This is a genomic window from Burkholderia sp. AU33803, assembly GCF_002223095.1.
Classification (GTDB): domain Bacteria; phylum Pseudomonadota; class Gammaproteobacteria; order Burkholderiales; family Burkholderiaceae; genus Burkholderia.
Map to the genome: position 1 here is coordinate 386,511 of NZ_NKFJ01000005.1, position 19,304 is coordinate 405,814.

The following is a 19,304-nucleotide window of genomic DNA, read 5'->3' on the forward strand; positions in this document are numbered from 1 at the left end:
ACATCATGATCAAGACCCGTGAAGACGCGCTCGCGCTCGACCGCGACGATCCGCTCGCCCCGCTGCGCGACCAGTTCTCCCTGCCCGACGGCGTGATCTACCTCGACGGCAATTCGCTCGGCGCGCAACCGCGCGCGTCGGCCGCCCGCGCGCAGCAGGTGATCGGCGCCGAATGGGGCGAAGGCCTGATCCGCAGCTGGAACACGGCCGGCTGGTTCGCACTGCCGCGCCGTCTCGGCGACAAGCTCGCGACGCTGATCGGCGGCGCGCCCGGCGAGACGGTCGTGACCGACACGATCTCGATCAACCTGTTCAAGCTGCTGTCGGCGATGGTGCGCCACCAGGCCGGGCGCGCGCCCGAGCGCCGCGTGATCGTGTCGGAGCGCTCGAACTTCCCGACCGACCTGTATATCGCGCAGGGGCTGATCGAACAGCTCGGCGGCGACTACGAACTGCGCCTGATCGACGACCCGGCCGACCTGCCCGATGCGCTCGGCGCGGACACGGCCGTCGCGATGATCACGCACGTGAACTACCGCACCGGCTACATGCACGACATGCCGGCCGTCACGCAGCTCGTGCACGACGCAGGCGGGCTGATGCTGTGGGATCTCGCGCACTCGGCCGGCGCGGTGCCGGTCGACCTGAACGGTGCGCGCGCGGACGGCGCGGTCGGCTGCACGTACAAGTACCTGAACGGCGGCCCCGGTTCGCCCGCCTTCGTATGGGTGCCGCAGCGTCATCACGCGCACTTCTCGCAGCCGCTGTCCGGCTGGTGGGGCCACCGCGCACCGTTCGCGATGCAGCCGGGCTTCGCGCCCGATCCGGGCATCGCGCGCTTCCTGTGCGGCACGCAGCCGATCGTGTCGATGTCGATGGTCGAATGCGGGCTCGACGTGTTCCTGCAGACCGACATGCACGCAATCCGCCGCAAGTCGCTCGCGCTGACCGATGCATTCATCGCGCTCGTCGAAGCACGCTGCGCGGGCCTGTCGCTGAAGCTCGTCACGCCGCGCGCGCATCATCAGCGCGGCTCGCAGGCGAGCTTCGAGCATCCGCACGGCTACGAAGTGATGCAGGCGCTGATCGCGCGCGGCGTGATCGGCGACTATCGCGAGCCGTACGTGCTGCGCTTCGGCTTCACGCCGCTCTATACGCGCTTCGCCGACGTGTGGGATGCCGTCGAGACGCTGCGCGACATCCTCGCCACCGACGCGTGGAAGGCGCCCGAGTTCGCCGAACGCGGCGCTGTGACCTGATCGGCCTTGCCCGGTGCGCGCAAGCCGCGCGCCGCGCCCCGTCATTCAAATCTGGAGAAAGTCGTGAATTCTGGTCATATGCAGCCACCCGGCGACGCCGCGCCGGCGGGCTGCCCGTTCTCGGGCGCACGCGCCGCGCAGTCGGCCCAAGCGGCCCCGGCCGCGCACGAAGCGTCGCACGTGCCCGGCGATGCCGGCTGGCACAACGCGCAGCTCGATTTCTCGAAGTCGATGAGCTACGGCGACTACCTGTCGCTGAATTCGATCCTCGACGCGCAGCATCCGCTGTCGCCCGATCACAACGAGATGCTGTTCATCATCCAGCATCAGACGAGCGAGATGTGGATGAAGCTCGCGCTGTTCGAACTGCGCGGCGCCCTCGACGCGGTGCGCACCGACGCGCTGCCGCCTGCGTTCAAGATGCTCGCCCGCGTGTCGCGCATCCTCGAGCAACTGGTGCAGGCGTGGAACGTGCTGTCGACGATGACGCCGTCCGAATATTCGGCGATGCGCCCGTATCTCGGGCAATCATCGGGTTTCCAGTCGTACCAGTACCGGCAACTCGAATTCCTGCTCGGCAACAAGAACGTGCAGATGCTGCAACCGCATGCGCACCGGCCCGACATCCTCGAACAGGTGCGTGCGACGCTCGAAGCGCCGTCGTTCTACGACGAAGTCGTGCGCCTGCTCGCGCGGCGCGGCTTCCCGATCGCGGCGGAGCGGCTCGAGCGCGACTGGACGCAGCCGACCCGGCACGACGAGACGGTCGAAGCCGCGTGGCTCGAGGTGTACCGTCATCCGCAGCAGCACTGGGAACTCTACGAGATGGCCGAGGAACTCGTCGATCTCGAGGATGCGTTCCGCCAGTGGCGCTTCCGTCACGTGACGACCGTCGAGCGCATCATCGGCTTCAAGCAGGGCACGGGCGGCACCAGCGGCGCGCCGTACCTGCGCAAGATGCTCGACGTCGTGCTGTTCCCCGAGCTCTGGCACGTGCGCACCACGCTGTAACGCGCGACGCGCCCCCGGGCCCGCCGCCGTCACGACGACGTGCGGGCCAGCTCCTCCCCTTCGCGCGGCTGCACGGCCGCGCGCGACAGTCGCGGAATGTGCCGTCGCACGACGAGCAGCGCGACGCAGACCACCCCCATCGCGATCGCCAGCATCGTCAGATAAGCCGTGGCGCCGCCCGTGGTGATCACGGTCGCGCCCGCGAAGGCGCTGAGGATCGCGCCGAGCCGGCCGAACGCGAGCGCGCTCGCGGTGCCCGTCGCGCGCACGGCCGTCGGGTAGATGTACGCGCAGAGCGCATACATCGTCGACTGCACCGCGTTGACGAACAACCCGTGCAGGCCGAGCCCGACGATCAGCCAGCCCGTGTGGCGGCTCGCATCGACACCCATCAGCCACACCGCACTCGCCGCGCCGCCGATACTGCATAGCACGAGCGGCCAGCGCGACCCGGCATGCGCGATCGTCCATGCGCACAACAGTGCGCCGATCACGCCGCCGAGGTTGTACGCGGTGAGCCCCGTCCCCGCCACCGACACGCTCAGCCCGCTCGCCGCCAGCATCGTCGGCAGCCAGCTGAACGCCGCATACACGGCAAGCAGGCACATGAAGAACGCGCACCACAACGCGATCGTGTCGCGCGCCTGGCCGCTCGCGAACAGCGCGCCGAAGCCGCCGCGGCTGCCTGCCGCGCGTGCGTCCCGCAGGTCGGTGAAGGCGGTGCCCGGCGCGACGGGCCGCGCCATCCGCGCGAGCAACGCGCCGAGTTCCGGCCAGCGCGCGGGGCGCCGCGCGAGATAGCGCGGCGATTCGGGCAGCGCACGCACGAGCACGAAGCCGAGCACGAGCGGCAACGCGCCGCCCGCGAAGAACAGCCCGCGCCAGCCGTAGCGCGGCAGCACCTCGTGCGCGAACAGGCCGGCCAGCATCCCGCCGAGCGGCACGCAGACGATCGTCGCGGTCACCATCATCGTGCGACGTCGCGCGGGCGTGTATTCGGCCGTCATCGTCGTCGCCGTCGGCAATGCGCCGCCGATCCCGAGGCCTGCGACGAAGCGCAGTACCGCGATCGCCGTGACGTCCGGCGCGAAGCCGATCGCGCAGGTCGCGATGCCGAACAGGAACACGCTGCCGATCACGGCCTGGCGGCGGCCGAAGCGATCGGCGACGATCCCCGCGCACGCACTGCCGATGCCCATCCCGATCAGCCCGGCCGCCACCGCCGGCGCGAACGCGCCACGCGTGATGCCCCATTCGCGAATCAGCACCGGAATCGCGAAGCCGATCAGCTGGCCGTCGAAGCCGTCGAGCACGATCGCGAGCGCGGCGAGCAGCACCACGCAGCGCTGCATCGTCGTGAACGGCCCGTCGTCGAGCGTCGCGCCGATGTCGACGGACGGAGGCAACAATCCGTCGCGCCTGCTCATGCGACCTCCCGTGCGCCGCGCTCAGGCGGCAACATGCGCAAGCGGCGCGCGGCAAGACAACGGCATTCGATGGCGTTCATGGCGTCTCCGGTTGCCCGGGCTGGCGCGGTGCGCGCGTGCCCGGATCTCGTGCTGCGCAGGCGGCCGGTGTCGACGCATCGGCGCCGCCTCCGGTGTCTCGTCCAACCCGTCCCGATCCGGCGCCGTCGCCTGCGCGCGACGCGCTCGTCCCGTCGTGCGGCGCAAGCCGCGCCGCCCGCCTGATGCTCAGTTCATCCGCGCGTCGATCAGCCGGACCAGCGCGAGCAGCGTTTCCGCGTGCGGCACCGCGACGCCCGCTTCGTGCGCGGCCGCGACCACCTTGCCGCTGATCGCTTCGATTTCCGTGCGGCGGCCCGCGAGCACGTCCTGCAGCATCGACGGGCGATGGCCGCGATGCGCGCGGATCGCATGCTCGACGTTGTGCGCGATGCGTTCGCCGTCGACCGCGATGCCCTTCGCGCGGGCAACGGCGGCCACCTCGGCTGCAATCGCGAGTGCCAGCCGCGGCCCGTCGTGATGATTGCCGAGCTGGTCGACCGTGCAGCCCGTCGCCGCGCACAGCGTGTTGAGCGCCGCGTTGAACGCGACCTTCTCCCAGATCGCGCCCCACACGTCGGCGTCGAGCGTGCACGCGAGCCCCGCGCGCGACAGCGCATCGGCCACCGTCGCCGCGAACGGGCGCGCCGTGCCGTCGGCCGTCATCATGCGGATCGCGCCCGCGCCGTGCGAGCGCACGTGCGCCGGCCCTGCGGCGTCGGCCGGCCACGTCGTCACGCCCACCAGGATGCGTTCGAGCGGCACGAACGCATTCAGCGTCTCGACGTTGCCGAGCCCGTTCTGCAGCGTCAGCACGTGCGTGCCGCGCTCGAGCAGCGCGCGCACGCCGTCGAGTGCGGTACGCGTATGCAGCGATTTCGTGAAAACGATCAGCAGGTCGAACGATGCATCGGGCGATGCGGCCGCAGCCGCATTCGCCACTTCCGGCCGCACGGCCTGTAGCGTACGGATGCGTCGTTCACCCCGATCGTCGTCGATGCGCAATCCGTCGCGGCGAATCGCATCGAGATGCGCATCGTTGACGTCGATCAGCGTGACGGCCTCGCCGCTTTCGGCCAGCCGCCCGCCGAACAGCGAGCCCATCGCGCCGGCGCCCAGAATCGCAATCCTCATCGTCGTCGGCCTCGTCAGAACGGATAGTGGCGCGGTGCGGTCTGCACCGTGATCCAGCGCAGGTCCGTGAACGCCGCGATGCCGGCCTTGCCGCCGAAGTGGCCGAAGCCGCTGTCCTTCACGCCGCCGAACGGCATCTGCGCCTCATCGTGCACGGTCGGACCGTTCACGTGGCAGATGCCCGATTCGATGCGGGCCGCGACGCGCATCGCACGCGCGACGTCGCGGCTGAACACGGCCGACGACAGCCCGAACGCGTTGTCGTTCGCGCAGCGGATCGTGGCGTCCTCGCCATCGACGCGCACGATGCCCTTCACCGGGCCGAACGACTCCTCCGCGTAGATGCGCATCGCCGGCGTCACATGGTCGAGCAGCGTGGCCGGGAACAGCGTGCTGTCAGCCTTGCCGCCGCACACGAGCGTCGCGCCGTGCGCGAGCGCATCGTCGATCAGCGCGTTGCAGCGCTCGACGGCCTTCATGTCGATCAGCGAACCGAGCACGACGGGCCCGTTGCGCGGATCGCCGAGCGGCAGCGACGCGGCCTTGTCGGCGAGCTTCGCGACGAACGCATCGGCAATCGACGCGTCGACGACGATGCGTTCGGTCGACATGCAGATCTGCCCGGAATTCGCGAACGCGCCGAACGCGGCCGCCGCGACTGCCGCATCGAGATCGGCATCGTCGAGCACGACGAACGGCGCCTTGCCGCCGAGCTCCAGCACCGACGGCTTCAGGTGGCGCGCACAGGCTTCGGCGACGATCCGGCCGACGCGCGTCGAGCCCGTGAAATTCACGCGGCGCACGGCCGGATGCGCGATCAGCGCATCGACGATGGCGCCCGCATCCTCGGGCGCGTTCGTCACGAAATTGACGACGCCAGGCGGCAACCCGGCCTCCTGAAGCGCCTCGACGATCAGCCCGTGCGTGACGGGACACAGCTCCGAGCCCTTCAGCACGACGGTGTTGCCGCACGCGAGCGGCAGCGCGAGCGCGCGCGTCGCGAGGATCACCGGCGCATTCCACGGTGCGATGCCGAGCACGACGCCGGCCGGCTGCCGCACGCCCATCGCGAGCGAACCGGGCACGTCCGACGGGATCAGCTCGCCGCCGACCTGCGTGGTGAGCGATGCGGCCTCGACGAGCCCGCTCGCGGCAAGCTGCACGTTGAAGCCGGCCCACAGCGCGGACGCGCCCGTCTCCGCCGCCATCGCGGCGACGAACTGCTCGTGCTTCGCTTCGAGCGCGGCGGCCGCCTTCAGCAGCAATGCGCGGCGGGCGCCGGGGCCGAGCGCGGCCCAGCCGGGAAATGCGCGGGCGGCCGCGTCGGCCGCCGCGCGCGCATCGTCAACGGTGCACGCGGGCGCTTCCGACGCGACTTCGCCGTCAAGCGGGTTGCGGCGCGCGAAGGTCGCGCCGCTGGATGAGTGACGGCGTTCGCCGCCGATCAGCATCGATACGGTTTGCATGGAGTCTCCGGCAGGACGCGTATTGCGCATCACGTCATTCAGGCAATCTCGACTTCGACGACGACCGGCGTCGCCGCACGCAGCGCGTCGGTCAACGTGTCGCGCAGGCGCGTGGCATCGGTCACGCGTACGCCCCGGCAGCCCATCCCTTGCGCGAGCGCGACGAAATCCAGGTTCGGCAGATCGGTGCCTTGCACGGGATCGTCCGGGCCGAAGCCGAACACCGGCGCGAAATCCTGCAGCGCCGCGTAGCGCCGGTTATTCAGGATCACGAACGTGATCTGCAGCTTCAGCTGCGCGGCGCTCCACAGGGCCTGGATCGAATACAGGCTCGACCCGTCGCCGATCAGCCCGATCACGCGCCGGCCCGGCTGCGCGAGCGCGACGCCGACGGCGGCCGGCATCCCGTAGCCGAGCCCGCCGCTGTCCATCGTGTAGAACGTGCCGCTGCGCGTGAACGGCAGGTGTTCCTGCATCACGGGCCGCGCGCTCGGCGCTTCCTCGACGACGATGTCGTGCGTGTCGCGCACGTCCGCGAGCGTCTGCAGCGCGAACGCGACCGACATGCGCTCGCCGGCGGCCGGCGGTTCGACGCGCGCACGCGGCGGGCGCGGCGCGGGCATCGGCCGCTCGGGCGGCGCCGGGCGCGCGAGCAGGTCGCGCGCGGCGAGCCGCAGGTTGCCGACGACCGCATCGCCCGACGGCGTCCATGCGGCAATGCCCGGATCGTCGACGAGTTGCACGAGCGTCGCGCCCGGCGGCACGTGCGGGCCGAAGCCCTCGATGTGATAGGTGAACGCGGGCGCGCCCAACGCAAACACGAGATCGTGCCCGTCGAGCCGCGCGACGATCTTCTCGCGAATCGCGGGCAGGAAGCCGGCGAACAGCGGATGGTCTTCGGGGAAACTGCAGCGCCCCGACATCGGCGCGACGTACACGCGCGCACGGTGCCGCTCGGCGAGCCGCACGACGTCGTCCCACGCGCCGGCGCGATCGACGGCCGCCCCGACCGCGAACGCGGGACGCCGCGCCGCGTCGAGCGCATCGCCGAGCCGCGCAAGCGCGTCCGGGTCGGGCCGCACGACGCTGCTGACGTCGCGGCGCGGCAGCAGCTCGGCCGGCCGGTCCCAGTCGTCGACCGGGATCGACACGAACACGGGCCCGCGCGGTTCCTGCATCGCGATGCGGTACGCACGCGCGATCGCGGCCGGCACGTCCTGCGCACGCGCAGGCTCGATGCTCCATTTCACGTACGGCTTCGGCAGCTCGGCGGCCTGCGTCGCGCCGAGGAATGGGTCGAACGGCAGGATCGCGCGTGCCTGCTGGCCCGCGGTGACGATCAGCGGCGTGCGGTTCTTGAAGGCGGTGAAGAGATTGCCCATCGCGTTGCCGACGCCCGCCGCCGAATGCAGGTTGACGACCGCCGCATTGCCGGTGGCCTGCGCATGGCCGTCGGCCATCCCGACCACGACGGCTTCATGCAAGCCGAGCACGTAGCGGAAATCGTCCGGGAAGTCGCGGAACATCGGCAGCTCGGTCGAGCCGGGATTGCCGAACACGCGATCGATGCCGAACTGGCGAAGCAGGTCGATCACCGCATCGCGAACGGTGCTCGGTGCGGCGGAAGGGGGCGTAGGGCCGGACATGCTCGGGCGTCTCCTCGATGGCTTGGCGGTTTCCACAGTATCGAAGCGCGAGTCATTCTCGGATACTGTATTTTTTGCGATAAGCCATACCGTTTCGACATGAGTTTCGATCTCCGTCAATTGCGCGCCTTCACGACGATCGTCGCGTGCGGCAGCCTCGGCCGCGCGGCCGACGCACTGCACGTGACGCAGCCGGCGCTGAGCCGGATCCTGAAGCGGCTCGAGGACCAGGTCGGCGCGCCTCTGTTCGAGCGCCATTCGAAGGGCGTGCAGCTCACCGCGTTCGGCGAGGCGCTGCTGCCGCACGCGACGCTGCTGCAGCACGAGGCCGAGCACGCGCGCGAGGAGCTTGACGCGATGCGCGGGTTTGCGAAGGGCACGATCAAGGTCGGCACGGTGGGCAGCATCGCGAGCCTCGTGCTGCCGGTTGCGGTGGGCCGTGTGCTCGACCGCTGGCCGAACCTGCGCGTCGAGATCATCGAAGGCGTGTGGGACCGGCTCGCGGAAGGGCTGAACAAGCACGAGATCGATCTCGCGCTGTCCGCGCACGGGCCCGACACCGACGAGATCGTCGCGATTCCCGAGTGCCGCTGGGAGGATCGCAGCCACATCGTTGCGGCGCCGCACCATCCGCTGCGCACGCTCGGCCGCGCGCCGACGCTCGCCGACACGCTGCACGCGCGCTGGGCGATTCCGCCGCGCGGCACCGCGCCGTTCGACCACATGCGCGCGACCTTCGACGCGCACGGGCTCGCGCTGCCCGACATCGCGGTCGAGACGCGCTCGGTGACGACGCTGAAAAGCCTCGTCGCGCACGCCGGCTTCCTGAGCTGGATGGCCGAGCCGATGTACGGCGCCGAACAGCGCGCCGGCACGATCGACACGCTGCCCGTGCGCGAGGTCGTCGCGGTGCGTACGCTCACCGCGTTCCGGCGCCGCCACGGCATCCTGCCGGGGCCAGCGGGCAAGCTGCTCGAGGAACTCGTCGCGTTGACGCGCGAAGGTCGCTGACAACACTTTCCGCACCGGGCGCCCGTTCGAGCCCTCCCCGCGTTGCCCGCACGCCGCCGCAGCGCACCATCGAAATGCCGTTTCCCCGCCTTGACTTTCGCTCGCCCGAATACGATCATTCGCCCACACAAAGAGCAAATGATCGTATTCGACAGGACTGTCAGGCACGAACAGGAGACACCGGATGAGCGCATCGCCCTCCGCCCGCACGCCCGTGCTGCTGCACATCGGCGCGGGCTCGTTTCACCGCGCGCACCAGGCGTGGTATCTGCATCGCGTGAACGCGGCCGTCCCGGCCGACGAGCGCTGGTCGCTGACCGTCGGCAACATCCGCGACGACATGCACGCGACGATGGACGCACTCGCCGCGCAGCACGGCGCCTACACGCTCGAAACCGTCACGCCGCAAGGCGAGCGCACGTACGAGACGATCCGCGCGATCACGCGCGTGCTGCCGTGGTCGATCGACCTCGCCGCACTGATCGACGCCGGCGCGGATCCGGCCTGCCGGATCGTGTCGTTCACCGTCACCGAAGGCGGCTACTACCTCGACGAACACAACCGGCTCGACCTCGCGAACGCCGATCTCGCGGCCGACCTGCAGGGCGCACGCACGACGCTGTACGGCGCGCTCGCGGCGCTGCTCGCCGAACGCGTGAAGCGCGGCGCGGGTCCGCTCACGCTGCAGAGCTGCGACAACCTACGCAACAACGGCGCGCGCTTTCGCGCGGGGATGCGCGAATTCCTCGAACGGCGCGGCCAGGCCGACCTGCTCGCATGGTTCGATGCGAACGTCGCGACACCGAGCGCGATGGTCGACCGCATCACGCCGCGCCCGACCGCCGACGTGCGCGAGCGCGTGCTGGCCGCCACCGGCTTCGACGACGCATGCCCGGTGATGGGCGAATCGTTCATCCAGTGGGTGATCGAGGACCGCTTCGCGGCCGGCCGTCCGAAGTGGGAAGTGGCCGGCGCCGAACTCGTCGACGACGTGCACCCGTACGAGGAAGCGAAGATCCGCATCCTCAACGCGACACACAGCTGCATCGCGTGGGCCGGCACGCTCGCGGGCCATACGTATATCCACGAAGGCACGCACGACGCGGCGATCCGCCGCTTCGCGCACGACTACGTGACGCAGGACGTGATCCCGTGCCTCACGCCGAGCCCGCTCGATCTCGCGCGCTACCGCGACGTCGTGCTCGAACGCTTCGGCAACCCGTACGTGCTCGACACGAACCAGCGCGTCGCGGCCGACGGCTTCTCGAAGATCCCCGGCTTCATCGCGCCGACGCTCGTCGAATCGTTCGCACGCGGCGCGGCGCCGGTCGCCACCGCCGTGCTGCCGGCGCTGTTCCTGCGCTTTCTCGAACGCTGGGCGCGCGGCGCGTTGCCGTACGCGTACCAGGACGGCGTGATGGACGAAAGCGCCGCGCGCGCGATCGTCCAGGCCGACGACCCCGTCGTCGCGCTGGGCGCGAACCGGCAGCTGTGGGGCTCGCTCGCCGGCAACGCCGCGCTGTTCGAGGCCCTGCGCGGCGGACTCCGGCGTGTCGACGCATGGCTCGCGGCACGCTGACGCGCATCCGGGCGAACCTGCCTTGGCACGGGCGCGGCCGCACGGCTAAAGTAGCGACTCCCCACTGACGGAACGGATCGCTCATGTATCTCGGCATCGACCTCGGCACCTCGGAAGTGAAGGTGCTGCTGCTCGCCCCGGACGGCACGGTCGTCGGCACCGCCGGCTCGCCGTTCACCGTGTCGCGGCCGCATCCGCGCTGGGCCGAACAGCATCCGGACGACTGGTGGCAAGGCACGCTCGCCGCGCTCGCGGCGCTGCGCGAACGGCACCGCGACGCGTTCGCGGCCGTGCGCGGCATCGGTCTGTCGGGCCAGATGCACGGCGCCGTGCTGCTCGGCCGCGACGATCGCGTGCTGCGCCCCGCGATCCTGTGGAACGACATGCGCAGCGCCGACGAATGCGCGCTGCTCACCGAACGCGCGCCCGATCTCCATGCACTGGCCGGCAATCTCGCGATGCCGGGCTTCACCGCGCCGAAACTGCTGTGGGTCGCGAAGCACGAACCCGACGTGTTCGCGGCGACCGCCTGCGTGCTGATGCCGAAGGACTACCTGCGGTTCCGGCTGACCGGCGCGAAGGTGTCCGATCCGTCGGACGCCGCCGGCACGCTGTGGCTCGACGTCGCGCGCCGCGACTGGTCCGACGCGCTGCTCGCCGCATGCGGGATGACGCGTGACCAGATGCCCCGCATCGTCGAAGGCAACGCGCCGTCGGGCACGCTGCGCGCCGATATCGCACGCGAACTCGGGCTGTCGGAAGCCGTCGTGGTGGCGGGCGGCGGCGGCGACAACGCGACGAGCGCGCTCGGCATCGGCGCGATCCACGCGGGCGACGGCTTCGTGTCGCTCGGCACGTCCGGCGTGCTGAGCGTGGTCGGCGATCGCTTCATGCCGAACCCCGCGTCGGCCGTGCATGCGTTCTGCCATGCGATTCCCGATCGCTGGCAATTGATGAGCGTCGTGCTGTCAGCCGCGAGTTGCCTGCGCTGGGTCTGCAAGCTGACCGGCACCGACGAGCCCGCACTGCTCGCGGAAATCGAAACGCTCGACGCCGACGCGCTCGCGACGGCCCCGCTGTTCCTGCCCTACCTGTCCGGCGAGCGCACGCCGCACAACGACCCGTACGCGCAAGGCGTGTTCTTCGGAATGACGCATGCGACCGAACGCGCGCACCTCGGCTATGCGGTGCTCGAAGGCGTGACGCTCGGCCTCGCCGACGGTCTCGACGCGCTGCATGCGGCCGGCGTCGAAACCGACCAGCTGTCGCTGATCGGCGGCGGCGCGCGCAGCGCGTTCTGGGCGCAGCTGATCGCCGACGCGCTGAACGTGCGCACGCGCCAGCACGGCGGCGGCGAAACCGGCGCGGCGCTCGGCGCGGCACGGCTCGGCTGGCTGGCCGTCGGCGGCGATCCGCATGCGGTGCTGACCAAGCCGCCGGTGCGCGCCGAATACACGCCCGATGCCGCCCGCCATGCGCTGCTGCGCGAACGCCTCGAGGCGTTCCGCGCGCTGTACCGTCACGTGCAGCCGCTGTACGAACCGTCGCGCGCACGGCTCGCATAAGCGCCGCACGCCGCGCGTGGCGGCCGTCGGCCGCGTGCGCGACATGCGGTACAGTGGATGCCGCCATGCGGCCCACAGGCCCGCGGGGCGGCCCGCCGGGCGGCCCCCCCAGATCCGAACCGAATCGCTATCGTGTCCAAGTCCTCAGAAAAACTCGATCTCGCCACGCGTGCCGCGTGGCTCTACTACGTCGCGGGCGACACGCAGAACGAAATCGCGGAAAAGCTGCAGGTGTCGCGCCCGGTCGCGCAGCGTCTCGTGGCGTTCGCGGTCGAGAAGAACCTGATCCGCGTGCGCGTCGACCACCAGCTCGCCGACTGTCTCGATCTCGGCGCGCAGCTGTCGAAACGCTACGGCCTCGCGATGTGCGAAGTCGTGCCCGTCGATGCCGATGCGCCGGACGCGATCGACCGCAAGCTCGCGGTCGCCGGTGCGCAGGTGATGGAGCGCTACCTGAACGAAACGCGGCCGATGGTGATCGCGGTCAGCAGCGGCCGGACGCTGAAGGCCGCGGTCGCGCAGATCGCGCAGATCGACCGCCCGCAGCACCGGCTCGTGTCGATGGTCGGCGCGATCGCCGCCGACGGCTCGTCGAACCGCTACGACGTCGCGCAGTACATCTCCGAAAAAACCGGCAGCAAGCACTTCCTGCTGCCCGCGCCGCTGTTCGCCGACAGCGACGCCGAGCGCGCGCAGTGGTGCAATCACCGGCTGTACCGGATCGTCGAGGCACTGTCGGGCAAGGCCGATGTCGCGTTCGTCGGGATCGGCAACATCGGCCCGCACTGCCCGCTCTACGAAGACGGCTTCATCACCGAACAGGAGCGCGACGAGATGACCGCGCTCGGCGCGGTCGCCGAGCTGCTCGGCGTGCCGATCGACGCGCAGGGCACCCAGATCGCCGTATCGACGAGCGCGCGCGTGACGAGCGTCGCGCTCGCCACGCCGCCGAAGCGCCCGACGATCGCATTCGCCGGCGGCCCGAAGAAACGCGACGCGGTGATCGCCGCCTTGCGCGGCGGCTGGCTGTCGGGGCTCGTCACCGACGAAACCTGCGCACGCGCCGCGCTCGACGCGTAAGCGGCCTGACGCGGAAGCCGCGCACGGCGCACCGCGCGCGGCCGTCGAATGCTCAGGCCGCGTGCGGCGCCGGAAATGCATGCCGGCGCGCACGCCACGCGCCGACCCACGCGGCCGCCAGCAGCACGACGAGCACCCACGGAATCGCACCGGCGCCCGTCGCACCGAGCAGCATCCCGCCCGCGATGCCGCCGCCCGCGATCGCGAGGTTCCACACCGTCACGAGCATCGACTGCGCGACGTCGGCCGCCTCCCCCGCCGCGTTCGCGGCGGCGGTCTGGAACAGCGTGGGCGCACCGCCGAACGCGAGCCCCCACAGCGCGACGCCCGCATAGACGATCGCCATGCCGGAGCCGGCGCCGAGCATCGCCGCGGCGATCGCGAACAGCGCGATGCTGGCGAGCGTCAGCCGGCGCTGCGCGGCGCCGATCCACGCGCCCGTCAGCGCGATGCCGACCAGCGACGCGATGCCGAACACGAACAGCACCACGTCGACCTGCGCGCCCATCCGCACGCCTGCGAGGAACGGCGCGACATACGTGTACAGCATGTTGTGCGCAAGCACGTACGCGAACATCACGGTCAGCACCGGCCGCACGCCGGGCAGCGTCATCACGCCGAGCACCGGCTCGCGTGCGCCGGCCTGCTGGCCCGGATAGTCGGGCACGCGTAGGCGGATCCAGCCGATCAACACGAGCGCCGCGACCGTGATCCCCGCGAACGCGATGCGCCAGCCGAACATCGCACCGAGCGCGGTACCGGCCGGAATGCCGATCGACATCGCCGTCGGTATGCCGAGCATCGCAACCGCGATCGCGCGGCCGCGCAGCGACGGGTCGACCAGCCGGCTCGCGTAGCCGGCCAGCAGCGCCCACAGCAGCCCGGCCGACATCCCGGCGACGAAGCGCGCGGCCAGCGTGAGCGCGTAGTACGGCGACGCGGCAGTCAGCGCATTCGATACGACGAAGCCGGCGAGCGCAGCAAGCAGCAGCCGGCGCCGGCGCACCGCCCGCGTCGCGGCGACGAGCGGAATCGCCGCGACGATCGAGCCGAGCGCGTAGACGGTCACCAGTTGGCCGATCAGCGCCTCGGTCACGCGCAGGTCGGCGCTCATCAGCGGCAGCAGGCCGGCCGGCAGCGCTTCGGTGAGGATCGTGATGAAGCCGGCCGTCGCGAGCGCCAGCAGGTTCGCGACCGGCAGGCGCTGCGCCGCCTGCAGCGGCTGGCCGGCAACCCGGCCGTCCATCGACGGGCAGTCGCTCATGACGCGCTCCCGGCATCGATGCGACGGGCGGTGACAGGCAGGAATGACATGGCGTGACCTCGAACGATGAAGGAACGCCCATCGTAGGGAGCCGGCGCAGGAAGAAAAACCGGGGTAGAGTTCCGGACAATCCGGACGCCAGCGTCCGCAATCGGGAACTCGCATGGAAAATCTCGGCGGCTTTGTCGTGTTCGTCCAGGTCGCGGAAACGCGCAGCTTCGTCGCGGCCGGCCGCGCGCTCGGGTTATCGGCGTCGGCGATCGGCAAGCGCATCGCGCGGCTCGAGGCGCGCCTGAACGTGCGACTCTTTCACCGCAGCACGCGCAGCATTACGCTGACGGCCGAAGGCGCGCGCTTTCTCGAACGGTGCCGGCGCGTGATCGCGGAGATCGACGCGGCCGAGCAGGAACTGACGCACAGCGCCGAAGCGCCGCGCGGGCGCTTGCGCGTGAGCCTGCCGGCGATCGGCACACTGCTGCTGCCGGTGCTCGCCGATTTCATGGCCGCGTATCCGGAGATCGAGCTCGACATCGATTTCAGCGACCGGCTCGTCGACGTGGTCGACGAAGGGTTCGACGCGGTGCTGCGCACCGGCCAGCCGTCGGATTCGCGGCTGTCGTCGCGGCTGCTCGGCCATTTCCGCCAGCACCTCGTCGCGTCGCCCGACTATCTCGAACGGCACGGCGCGCCACGCACACCGGCCGATCTCGCGCGGCACCGCTGCCTGCACTACCGCTTTCCCAGCAGCGGCCGGCTCGAGATCTGGCCGTTGCGCGCATCGCGCGCCGGCACGCCGCCGGAAGTGCCGATATCGATGGTCAGCAACAACGCGGAAACACGGCTGTGCTTCGCGCTGCGCGGGCTCGGCATCGCCTGCCTGCCGGAGTTTTTCGTCCACGACGCGCTGGCCCACGGCACGCTGCGCACGGTGCTCGACGAACACGTCGAGAGCCGCACGCCGTTCTACGTGCTGTGGCCGTCAGGCCGCCACCCGACGCCGAAGCTGCGCGCGTTCGTCGACTACGTGGCCGAGCACCTGCGCCTCTGAGCACCGCAGGCGCACGTGCCGACGCGTCACGCCGCCTTCGCGTGCACGCTCAACCGCCGGAACGCCTGCCCGTGCTCGTCGAACAGGTGGCAGTGCTCAGCTTGCGCGTGCACATGCAGCGCCTCGCCGGTGCGGTACGTGTCGAGCGGTGGAATCCGCGCGATCAGCCCGTCCGGCGCGACGGCCGACTCCGCGTACAGATACGCAGCATCGCCGAGCGACTCGACAGCCATCGTCCGCGCAGCGACGCCCGCCGCCGCCGCATCGACCAGCAGATGCTCGGGCCGCACGCCGACCGTCACCGCCGCACCGCGCTGCAAGCCCGCCGCGTCGACCGCGACGCGCTGCGTCTCGCCGCTGTCGAAACGCACGAGCACGCCGCCCGCGTCGACCGCTTCGACGGTGCCCTTCAGGAAGTTCATCTTCGGCGAGCCGATGAAGCCCGCGACGAACTGGTTCGCCGGCGCGTGGTACAGCTCGTTCGGCGTCCCGACCTGCTGCACCGCGCCGCCCGACAGCACGACGATCTTGTCGGCGAGCGTCATCGCCTCGACCTGGTCGTGCGTCACGTAGATCATCGTCGTCTTCAGCTCGTCGTGCAGCCGCGCGAACTCCAGCCGCATCTTCACGCGCAGCGCCGCGTCGAGGTTCGACAGCGGCTCGTCGAACAGGAACACCTTCGGCTTGCGCGTGATCGCGCGGCCGATCGCGACGCGCTGCCGCTGGCCGCCCGACAGCTGCTTCGGCTTGCGGTCGAGCAGGTGGTCGATGTGCAGGATCTTCGCGGCCTGCTTCACGGCCTGGTCGATCTCCGGCTTCTTCGCGCCCGCGAGCTTCAGGCCGAACGCCATGTTGTCGTACAGCGTCATGTGCGGGTAGAGCGCATACGACTGGAACACCATCGCGATGCCGCGCTTCGCGCTCGGCACGTCGTTGACCTTCGCGCCGTCGATCACCAGGTCGCCGCTCGAAATATCCTCGAGGCCGGCGATCATCCGCATCAGCGTGGATTTGCCGCAGCCGCTCGGGCCGACGAACACGACGAATTCGCCGTCGGCGATGTCGAGGTTCACGTTGCGCAGCACTTCGGTGTCGTCGTAGCGCTTCGCGATGTTGCGCAGGAGCACGCTTGCCATGATCTGTCTCCGTTCGTTCGTGATGCGCCGCGTCGAACGCGGCGCGCAATCATTCGGGGTGGCTAGTTCGGCAGCACCGCGCCGGTCGCCTGCCAGCGCGCGACGTAGCCGGGCAGCTCGTGCATGTCGTCGAACACATGCCGCGCGCCGATGCCGCGCAGCGCGTCGATCTGCGCGGCCGACGCATGCCCGCCGCCGACGAAGCCGAGCACCGTCATGCCGGCCGCGGCGGCCGCGGTGATGCCGGTCACGCTGTCCTCGACCACGAGGCACTGGGCCGGCGTGACGCCGAGCGTGCGCGCCGCCGCGAGATACACGTCGGGCGCCGGCTTCGGCCGCGCGACGGCGTCCGCGCAGAACAGCCGGTCGCCGAAGAAGCGCGCGAGGCCCGTGCGGGCGAGCGCCGCCTCGACGTACGCGCGGTAGCTGTTGCTCGCGCAGGCCGTCGTCAGCTCGATCGCGGCCAGCGCCGCATCGATGCCGTCGACCATCGGCGCCTTGACGGCCGCCGCCTCGACCGCCGCGCGGATCTCGGCGACGTCGTCGTTCGACAGCGTGCGGCCGAGCGCGTCGCTCGCGCCGGCCAGCACGCGCTCGATGCGCAGCCCGAGCAGCGGCATCACGGCCGGCCGCGCATCGACACCCGGCCAGCGGGCATCGAGTTCGCGCACGAGCACGTCGGCCGCCACCGCCTCGCTGTCGATCAGCACGCCGTCGCAATCGCAGATCAGGACGTTCGTCGCGGTCATTTGACGGCTCCGAACGTGAGCCCGCGCACGAGCTGCTTCTGCGACAGCCAGCCGACGATCAGGATCGGCGCGACCGCGAGCAGCGACGCCGCGGACAGCTTCGCCCAGAACAGCCCCTCGGGGCTCGAGTACGACGCGATGAACACGGTCAGCGGCGCCGCGTTCGAGCTCGACAGGTTGATGCTCCAGAACGCCTCGTTCCACGACAGGATCACGAGCAGCAGCGCAGTGGACGCGAGCCCCGGCAGCGCCATCGGCATCAGCAGGTAGACGATCTCCTGCCACGTCGACGCGCCGTCGATCCGCCCCGCTTCGAGGATGTCCTTCGGGATCTCGTTGAAGTACGTGAAGGTCATCCACACCGCGATCGGCAGGTTGATCAGCGTGTAGACGATCACGAGGCCCGACACGGTATCGAGCAGCCCCGCGTTCTTCCACAGCAGGTAGATCGGCACGAGCACGCCGACCGACGGCATCATCTTCGTCGACAGCATCCACAGCAGCACCTTCTGCGTGCGATGGTTCGGGAAGAACGCCATCGCGTACGCGGCCGGCACCGCGAACAGCAGCGAGATCACCGTGACGCCCGCCGAGATCAGCACCGAGTTCCACGCGAACGCGAAGTAGTTGCTGCGCGCGAACACCTCGCGGAAGCTGTCGAGCGTCGGGATGAAGAACAGCGACGACGCATACGCCTGCTGCTCGGTCTTGAACGCCGTGATCGCCATCCAGAAGATCGGGAAGAACAGCAGCAGCGCGATCAGCCACGCGAGCGTGCCGGGCAGCGCGCGCCGCACGAGGTCGAACACGGCCGGCACGCGCCGGCCTTCGAAGGTCAGGTCGCTCATTTCTCGTACTCTCCCTTCAGGTTGCGCGCGAGCATCCGCACGAGGAAGAACGACACGACGTTCGCGACCACCACGGCGATGATGCCGCCCGCGGACGCGAGGCCGACGTCGAACTGCTGCAGGCCGAGCGCGTAGATCAGGTACGACAGGTTGGTCGTCGCGTTGCCGGGGCCGCCGCCCGTCGTCGTGTAGATCTCCGCGAAGATCGACAGCAGGAAGATCGTCTCCATCATCACGACCACGGCGATCGCGCGCTTCAGGTGCGGCAGCGTGATGTAAAAGAACATCGCGATCGGGCCGGCGCCGTCGATCCGTGCCGCTTCCTTCTGCTCCTGGTCGAGCGACTGGATCGCGGTGAACAGGATCAGGAACGCGAACGGCAGCCACTGCCACGCGACGATGATGATCACGGCGGTAAGCGGGTAATCGGCGAACCAGTCGATCGGCGTCATCCCGAGCGCGCGCATCGCGTTCGCGACGAGCCCGTACACCGGGTGCAGGATCATGTTCTTCCAGATCAGCGCGGACACCGTCGGCATCACGAAGAACGGCGCGATCGCGAGCAGGCGTGCGACGCCCTGCCCGTAGAACTTGCGGTCGAACAGCACCGACATCAGCACGCCGCCGATCACCGTGATCGCGAGCACCGCGCCGATCAGCACGAGCGTGTGCCAGATCGCGGGCAGGAACGACGGATCGGTCGCGAGGAAGCGGTAGTTGTCGAACCCGGCGAAGCCCTTCACGTCCGGGTTCAGCAGGTTGTAGCGCGAGAACGAATACCAGATCGTCATCGCGAGCGGAATCGACATCCACAGCAGCAGCACCGCGACGGACGGCGAGACGAGCCAGCTCGCACCGCCGCGCGCGCGGCGCGGCGCGCCGGGCGGCGACGACGCGTCGCCGACCGACGGCGCGTGGGCGTGGCTCAGGGGAAGACGCAGGTGACGCATGATCGGAGTCCCTCCGGTTGATGCGCGGGCGCGAAAGCCTGCCCGCCTGTCAG

The 19,304-nt window shown here is 70.3% G+C and carries 16 protein-coding genes; 7 read left to right on the forward strand and 9 right to left on the reverse strand.

The annotated features are described in order from the left end of the window. Nucleotides 1-5 precede the first annotated feature (5 nt). Nucleotides 6-1,259 (forward strand): kynureninase, encoded by a 1,254-nt coding sequence (gene kynU, locus CFB41_RS13685; RefSeq protein WP_205191042.1) that lies wholly within the window; start codon nucleotides 6-8, stop codon nucleotides 1,257-1,259. 78 nt (nucleotides 1,260-1,337) lie between these two features. Further along, nucleotides 1,338-2,270 (forward strand): tryptophan 2,3-dioxygenase, encoded by a 933-nt coding sequence (gene kynA / locus CFB41_RS13690; protein ID WP_089456820.1) that lies wholly within the window; start codon nucleotides 1,338-1,340, stop codon nucleotides 2,268-2,270. Between the two features lie 29 nt (nucleotides 2,271-2,299). Here the strand turns inward: kynA and CFB41_RS13695 are convergent, their stop codons facing one another. The 4 genes from CFB41_RS13695 to mdlC all read right to left on the reverse strand — a co-directional run bounded on the left by CFB41_RS13695 (nucleotide 2,300) and on the right by mdlC (nucleotide 8,021). Continuing rightward, nucleotides 2,300-3,697 (reverse strand): MFS transporter, encoded by a 1,398-nt coding sequence (locus CFB41_RS13695; protein WP_089456821.1) that lies wholly within the window; start codon nucleotides 3,695-3,697, stop codon nucleotides 2,300-2,302. 267 nt (nucleotides 3,698-3,964) lie between these two features. Continuing rightward, nucleotides 3,965-4,909: a ketopantoate reductase family protein gene (locus tag CFB41_RS13700; protein WP_089456822.1), complete on the reverse strand. Its 945-nt coding sequence runs from the start codon at nucleotides 4,907-4,909 to the stop codon at nucleotides 3,965-3,967. A gap of 14 nt (nucleotides 4,910-4,923) precedes the next feature. Beyond that, nucleotides 4,924-6,375 carry an aldehyde dehydrogenase gene (locus CFB41_RS13705; protein WP_089456823.1) on the reverse strand — a complete coding sequence of 484 codons (1,452 nt, stop codon included), beginning with the start codon at nucleotides 6,373-6,375 and terminating at the stop codon, nucleotides 4,924-4,926. Between the two features lie 38 nt (nucleotides 6,376-6,413). Beyond that, nucleotides 6,414-8,021 carry a benzoylformate decarboxylase gene (mdlC, locus tag CFB41_RS13710; RefSeq protein ID WP_089456824.1) on the reverse strand — a complete coding sequence of 536 codons (1,608 nt, stop codon included), beginning with the start codon at nucleotides 8,019-8,021 and terminating at the stop codon, nucleotides 6,414-6,416. A 99-nt stretch (nucleotides 8,022-8,120) separates the two neighbouring features. Between mdlC and CFB41_RS13715 the strand changes: the two genes are divergently transcribed. The 4 genes from CFB41_RS13715 to CFB41_RS13730 all read left to right on the forward strand — a co-directional run bounded on the left by CFB41_RS13715 (nucleotide 8,121) and on the right by CFB41_RS13730 (nucleotide 13,256). Continuing rightward, the gene (locus CFB41_RS13715) at nucleotides 8,121-9,032 is read left to right on the forward strand and encodes a LysR family transcriptional regulator (RefSeq protein ID WP_179250040.1); all 912 of its coding nucleotides are present in this window, start codon (nucleotides 8,121-8,123) and stop codon (nucleotides 9,030-9,032) included. A 184-nt stretch (nucleotides 9,033-9,216) separates the two neighbouring features. Further along, nucleotides 9,217-10,611, forward strand: a complete 1,395-nt coding sequence (gene dalD, locus CFB41_RS13720; protein WP_089456825.1) for a D-arabinitol 4-dehydrogenase — start codon at nucleotides 9,217-9,219, stop codon at nucleotides 10,609-10,611. A gap of 83 nt (nucleotides 10,612-10,694) precedes the next feature. After that, on the forward strand, nucleotides 10,695-12,176 hold the full coding sequence (gene xylB / locus CFB41_RS13725) for a xylulokinase (protein WP_089456826.1): 1,482 nt from the start codon (nucleotides 10,695-10,697) through the stop codon (nucleotides 12,174-12,176). Between the two features lie 132 nt (nucleotides 12,177-12,308). Then, nucleotides 12,309-13,256 (forward strand): sugar-binding transcriptional regulator, encoded by a 948-nt coding sequence (locus CFB41_RS13730; RefSeq protein WP_089440894.1) that lies wholly within the window; start codon nucleotides 12,309-12,311, stop codon nucleotides 13,254-13,256. A 52-nt stretch (nucleotides 13,257-13,308) separates the two neighbouring features. Here the strand turns inward: CFB41_RS13730 and CFB41_RS13735 are convergent, their stop codons facing one another. Next, the gene (locus tag CFB41_RS13735) at nucleotides 13,309-14,520 is read right to left on the reverse strand and encodes an MFS transporter (RefSeq protein ID WP_089456827.1); all 1,212 of its coding nucleotides are present in this window, start codon (nucleotides 14,518-14,520) and stop codon (nucleotides 13,309-13,311) included. A 163-nt stretch (nucleotides 14,521-14,683) separates the two neighbouring features. Here CFB41_RS13735 and CFB41_RS13740 point away from each other — a divergent pair, with 163 nt between their 5' ends. Further along, complete coding sequence (locus tag CFB41_RS13740; protein WP_089456828.1) at nucleotides 14,684-15,568, forward strand: LysR family transcriptional regulator; 885 nt, start codon at nucleotides 14,684-14,686, stop codon at nucleotides 15,566-15,568. A gap of 26 nt (nucleotides 15,569-15,594) precedes the next feature. Here the strand turns inward: CFB41_RS13740 and CFB41_RS13745 are convergent, their stop codons facing one another. The 4 genes from CFB41_RS13745 to CFB41_RS13760 all read right to left on the reverse strand — a co-directional run bounded on the left by CFB41_RS13745 (nucleotide 15,595) and on the right by CFB41_RS13760 (nucleotide 19,251). Then, nucleotides 15,595-16,704: an ABC transporter ATP-binding protein gene (locus CFB41_RS13745; RefSeq protein WP_089456829.1), complete on the reverse strand. Its 1,110-nt coding sequence runs from the start codon at nucleotides 16,702-16,704 to the stop codon at nucleotides 15,595-15,597. Nucleotides 16,705-16,766: 62 nt separating this feature from the next. After that, entirely contained in the window at nucleotides 16,767-17,453 is a 687-nt protein-coding gene (locus CFB41_RS13750; RefSeq protein ID WP_089456830.1) for an HAD family phosphatase, read from the reverse strand. Then, nucleotides 17,450-18,301: a carbohydrate ABC transporter permease gene (locus CFB41_RS13755; protein ID WP_089440899.1), complete on the reverse strand. Its 852-nt coding sequence runs from the start codon at nucleotides 18,299-18,301 to the stop codon at nucleotides 17,450-17,452. Before CFB41_RS13755 ends, CFB41_RS13750 begins: the two co-directional genes overlap by 4 nt. Continuing rightward, on the reverse strand, nucleotides 18,298-19,251 hold the full coding sequence (locus tag CFB41_RS13760) for a carbohydrate ABC transporter permease (RefSeq protein ID WP_089456831.1): 954 nt from the start codon (nucleotides 19,249-19,251) through the stop codon (nucleotides 18,298-18,300). Before CFB41_RS13760 ends, CFB41_RS13755 begins: the two co-directional genes overlap by 4 nt. Nucleotides 19,252-19,304: the final 53 nt, after the last annotated feature.

Coding starts and splice junctions, on each gene's coding strand:
- CFB41_RS13755 (WP_089440899.1), bottom strand. CDS start 18,301: ATGAGCGACCTGACCTTCGAAGGCCGGCGCGTGCCGGCCGTGTTCGAC.
- CFB41_RS13695 (WP_089456821.1), bottom strand. CDS start 3,697: ATGAGCAGGCGCGACGGATTGTTGCCTCCGTCCGTCGACATCGGCGCG.
- kynU (WP_205191042.1), top strand. CDS start 6: ATGATCAAGACCCGTGAAGACGCGCTCGCGCTCGACCGCGACGATCCG.
- kynA (WP_089456820.1), top strand. CDS start 1,338: ATGCAGCCACCCGGCGACGCCGCGCCGGCGGGCTGCCCGTTCTCGGGC.
- mdlC (WP_089456824.1), bottom strand. CDS start 8,021: ATGTCCGGCCCTACGCCCCCTTCCGCCGCACCGAGCACCGTTCGCGAT.
- CFB41_RS13715 (WP_179250040.1), top strand. CDS start 8,121: ATGAGTTTCGATCTCCGTCAATTGCGCGCCTTCACGACGATCGTCGCG.
- CFB41_RS13735 (WP_089456827.1), bottom strand. CDS start 14,520: ATGAGCGACTGCCCGTCGATGGACGGCCGGGTTGCCGGCCAGCCGCTG.
- dalD (WP_089456825.1), top strand. CDS start 9,217: ATGAGCGCATCGCCCTCCGCCCGCACGCCCGTGCTGCTGCACATCGGC.
- CFB41_RS13760 (WP_089456831.1), bottom strand. CDS start 19,251: ATGCGTCACCTGCGTCTTCCCCTGAGCCACGCCCACGCGCCGTCGGTC.
- CFB41_RS13705 (WP_089456823.1), bottom strand. CDS start 6,375: ATGCAAACCGTATCGATGCTGATCGGCGGCGAACGCCGTCACTCATCC.
- xylB (WP_089456826.1), top strand. CDS start 10,695: ATGTATCTCGGCATCGACCTCGGCACCTCGGAAGTGAAGGTGCTGCTG.
- CFB41_RS13740 (WP_089456828.1), top strand. CDS start 14,684: ATGGAAAATCTCGGCGGCTTTGTCGTGTTCGTCCAGGTCGCGGAAACG.
- CFB41_RS13750 (WP_089456830.1), bottom strand. CDS start 17,453: ATGACCGCGACGAACGTCCTGATCTGCGATTGCGACGGCGTGCTGATC.
- CFB41_RS13700 (WP_089456822.1), bottom strand. CDS start 4,909: ATGAGGATTGCGATTCTGGGCGCCGGCGCGATGGGCTCGCTGTTCGGC.
- CFB41_RS13745 (WP_089456829.1), bottom strand. CDS start 16,704: ATGGCAAGCGTGCTCCTGCGCAACATCGCGAAGCGCTACGACGACACC.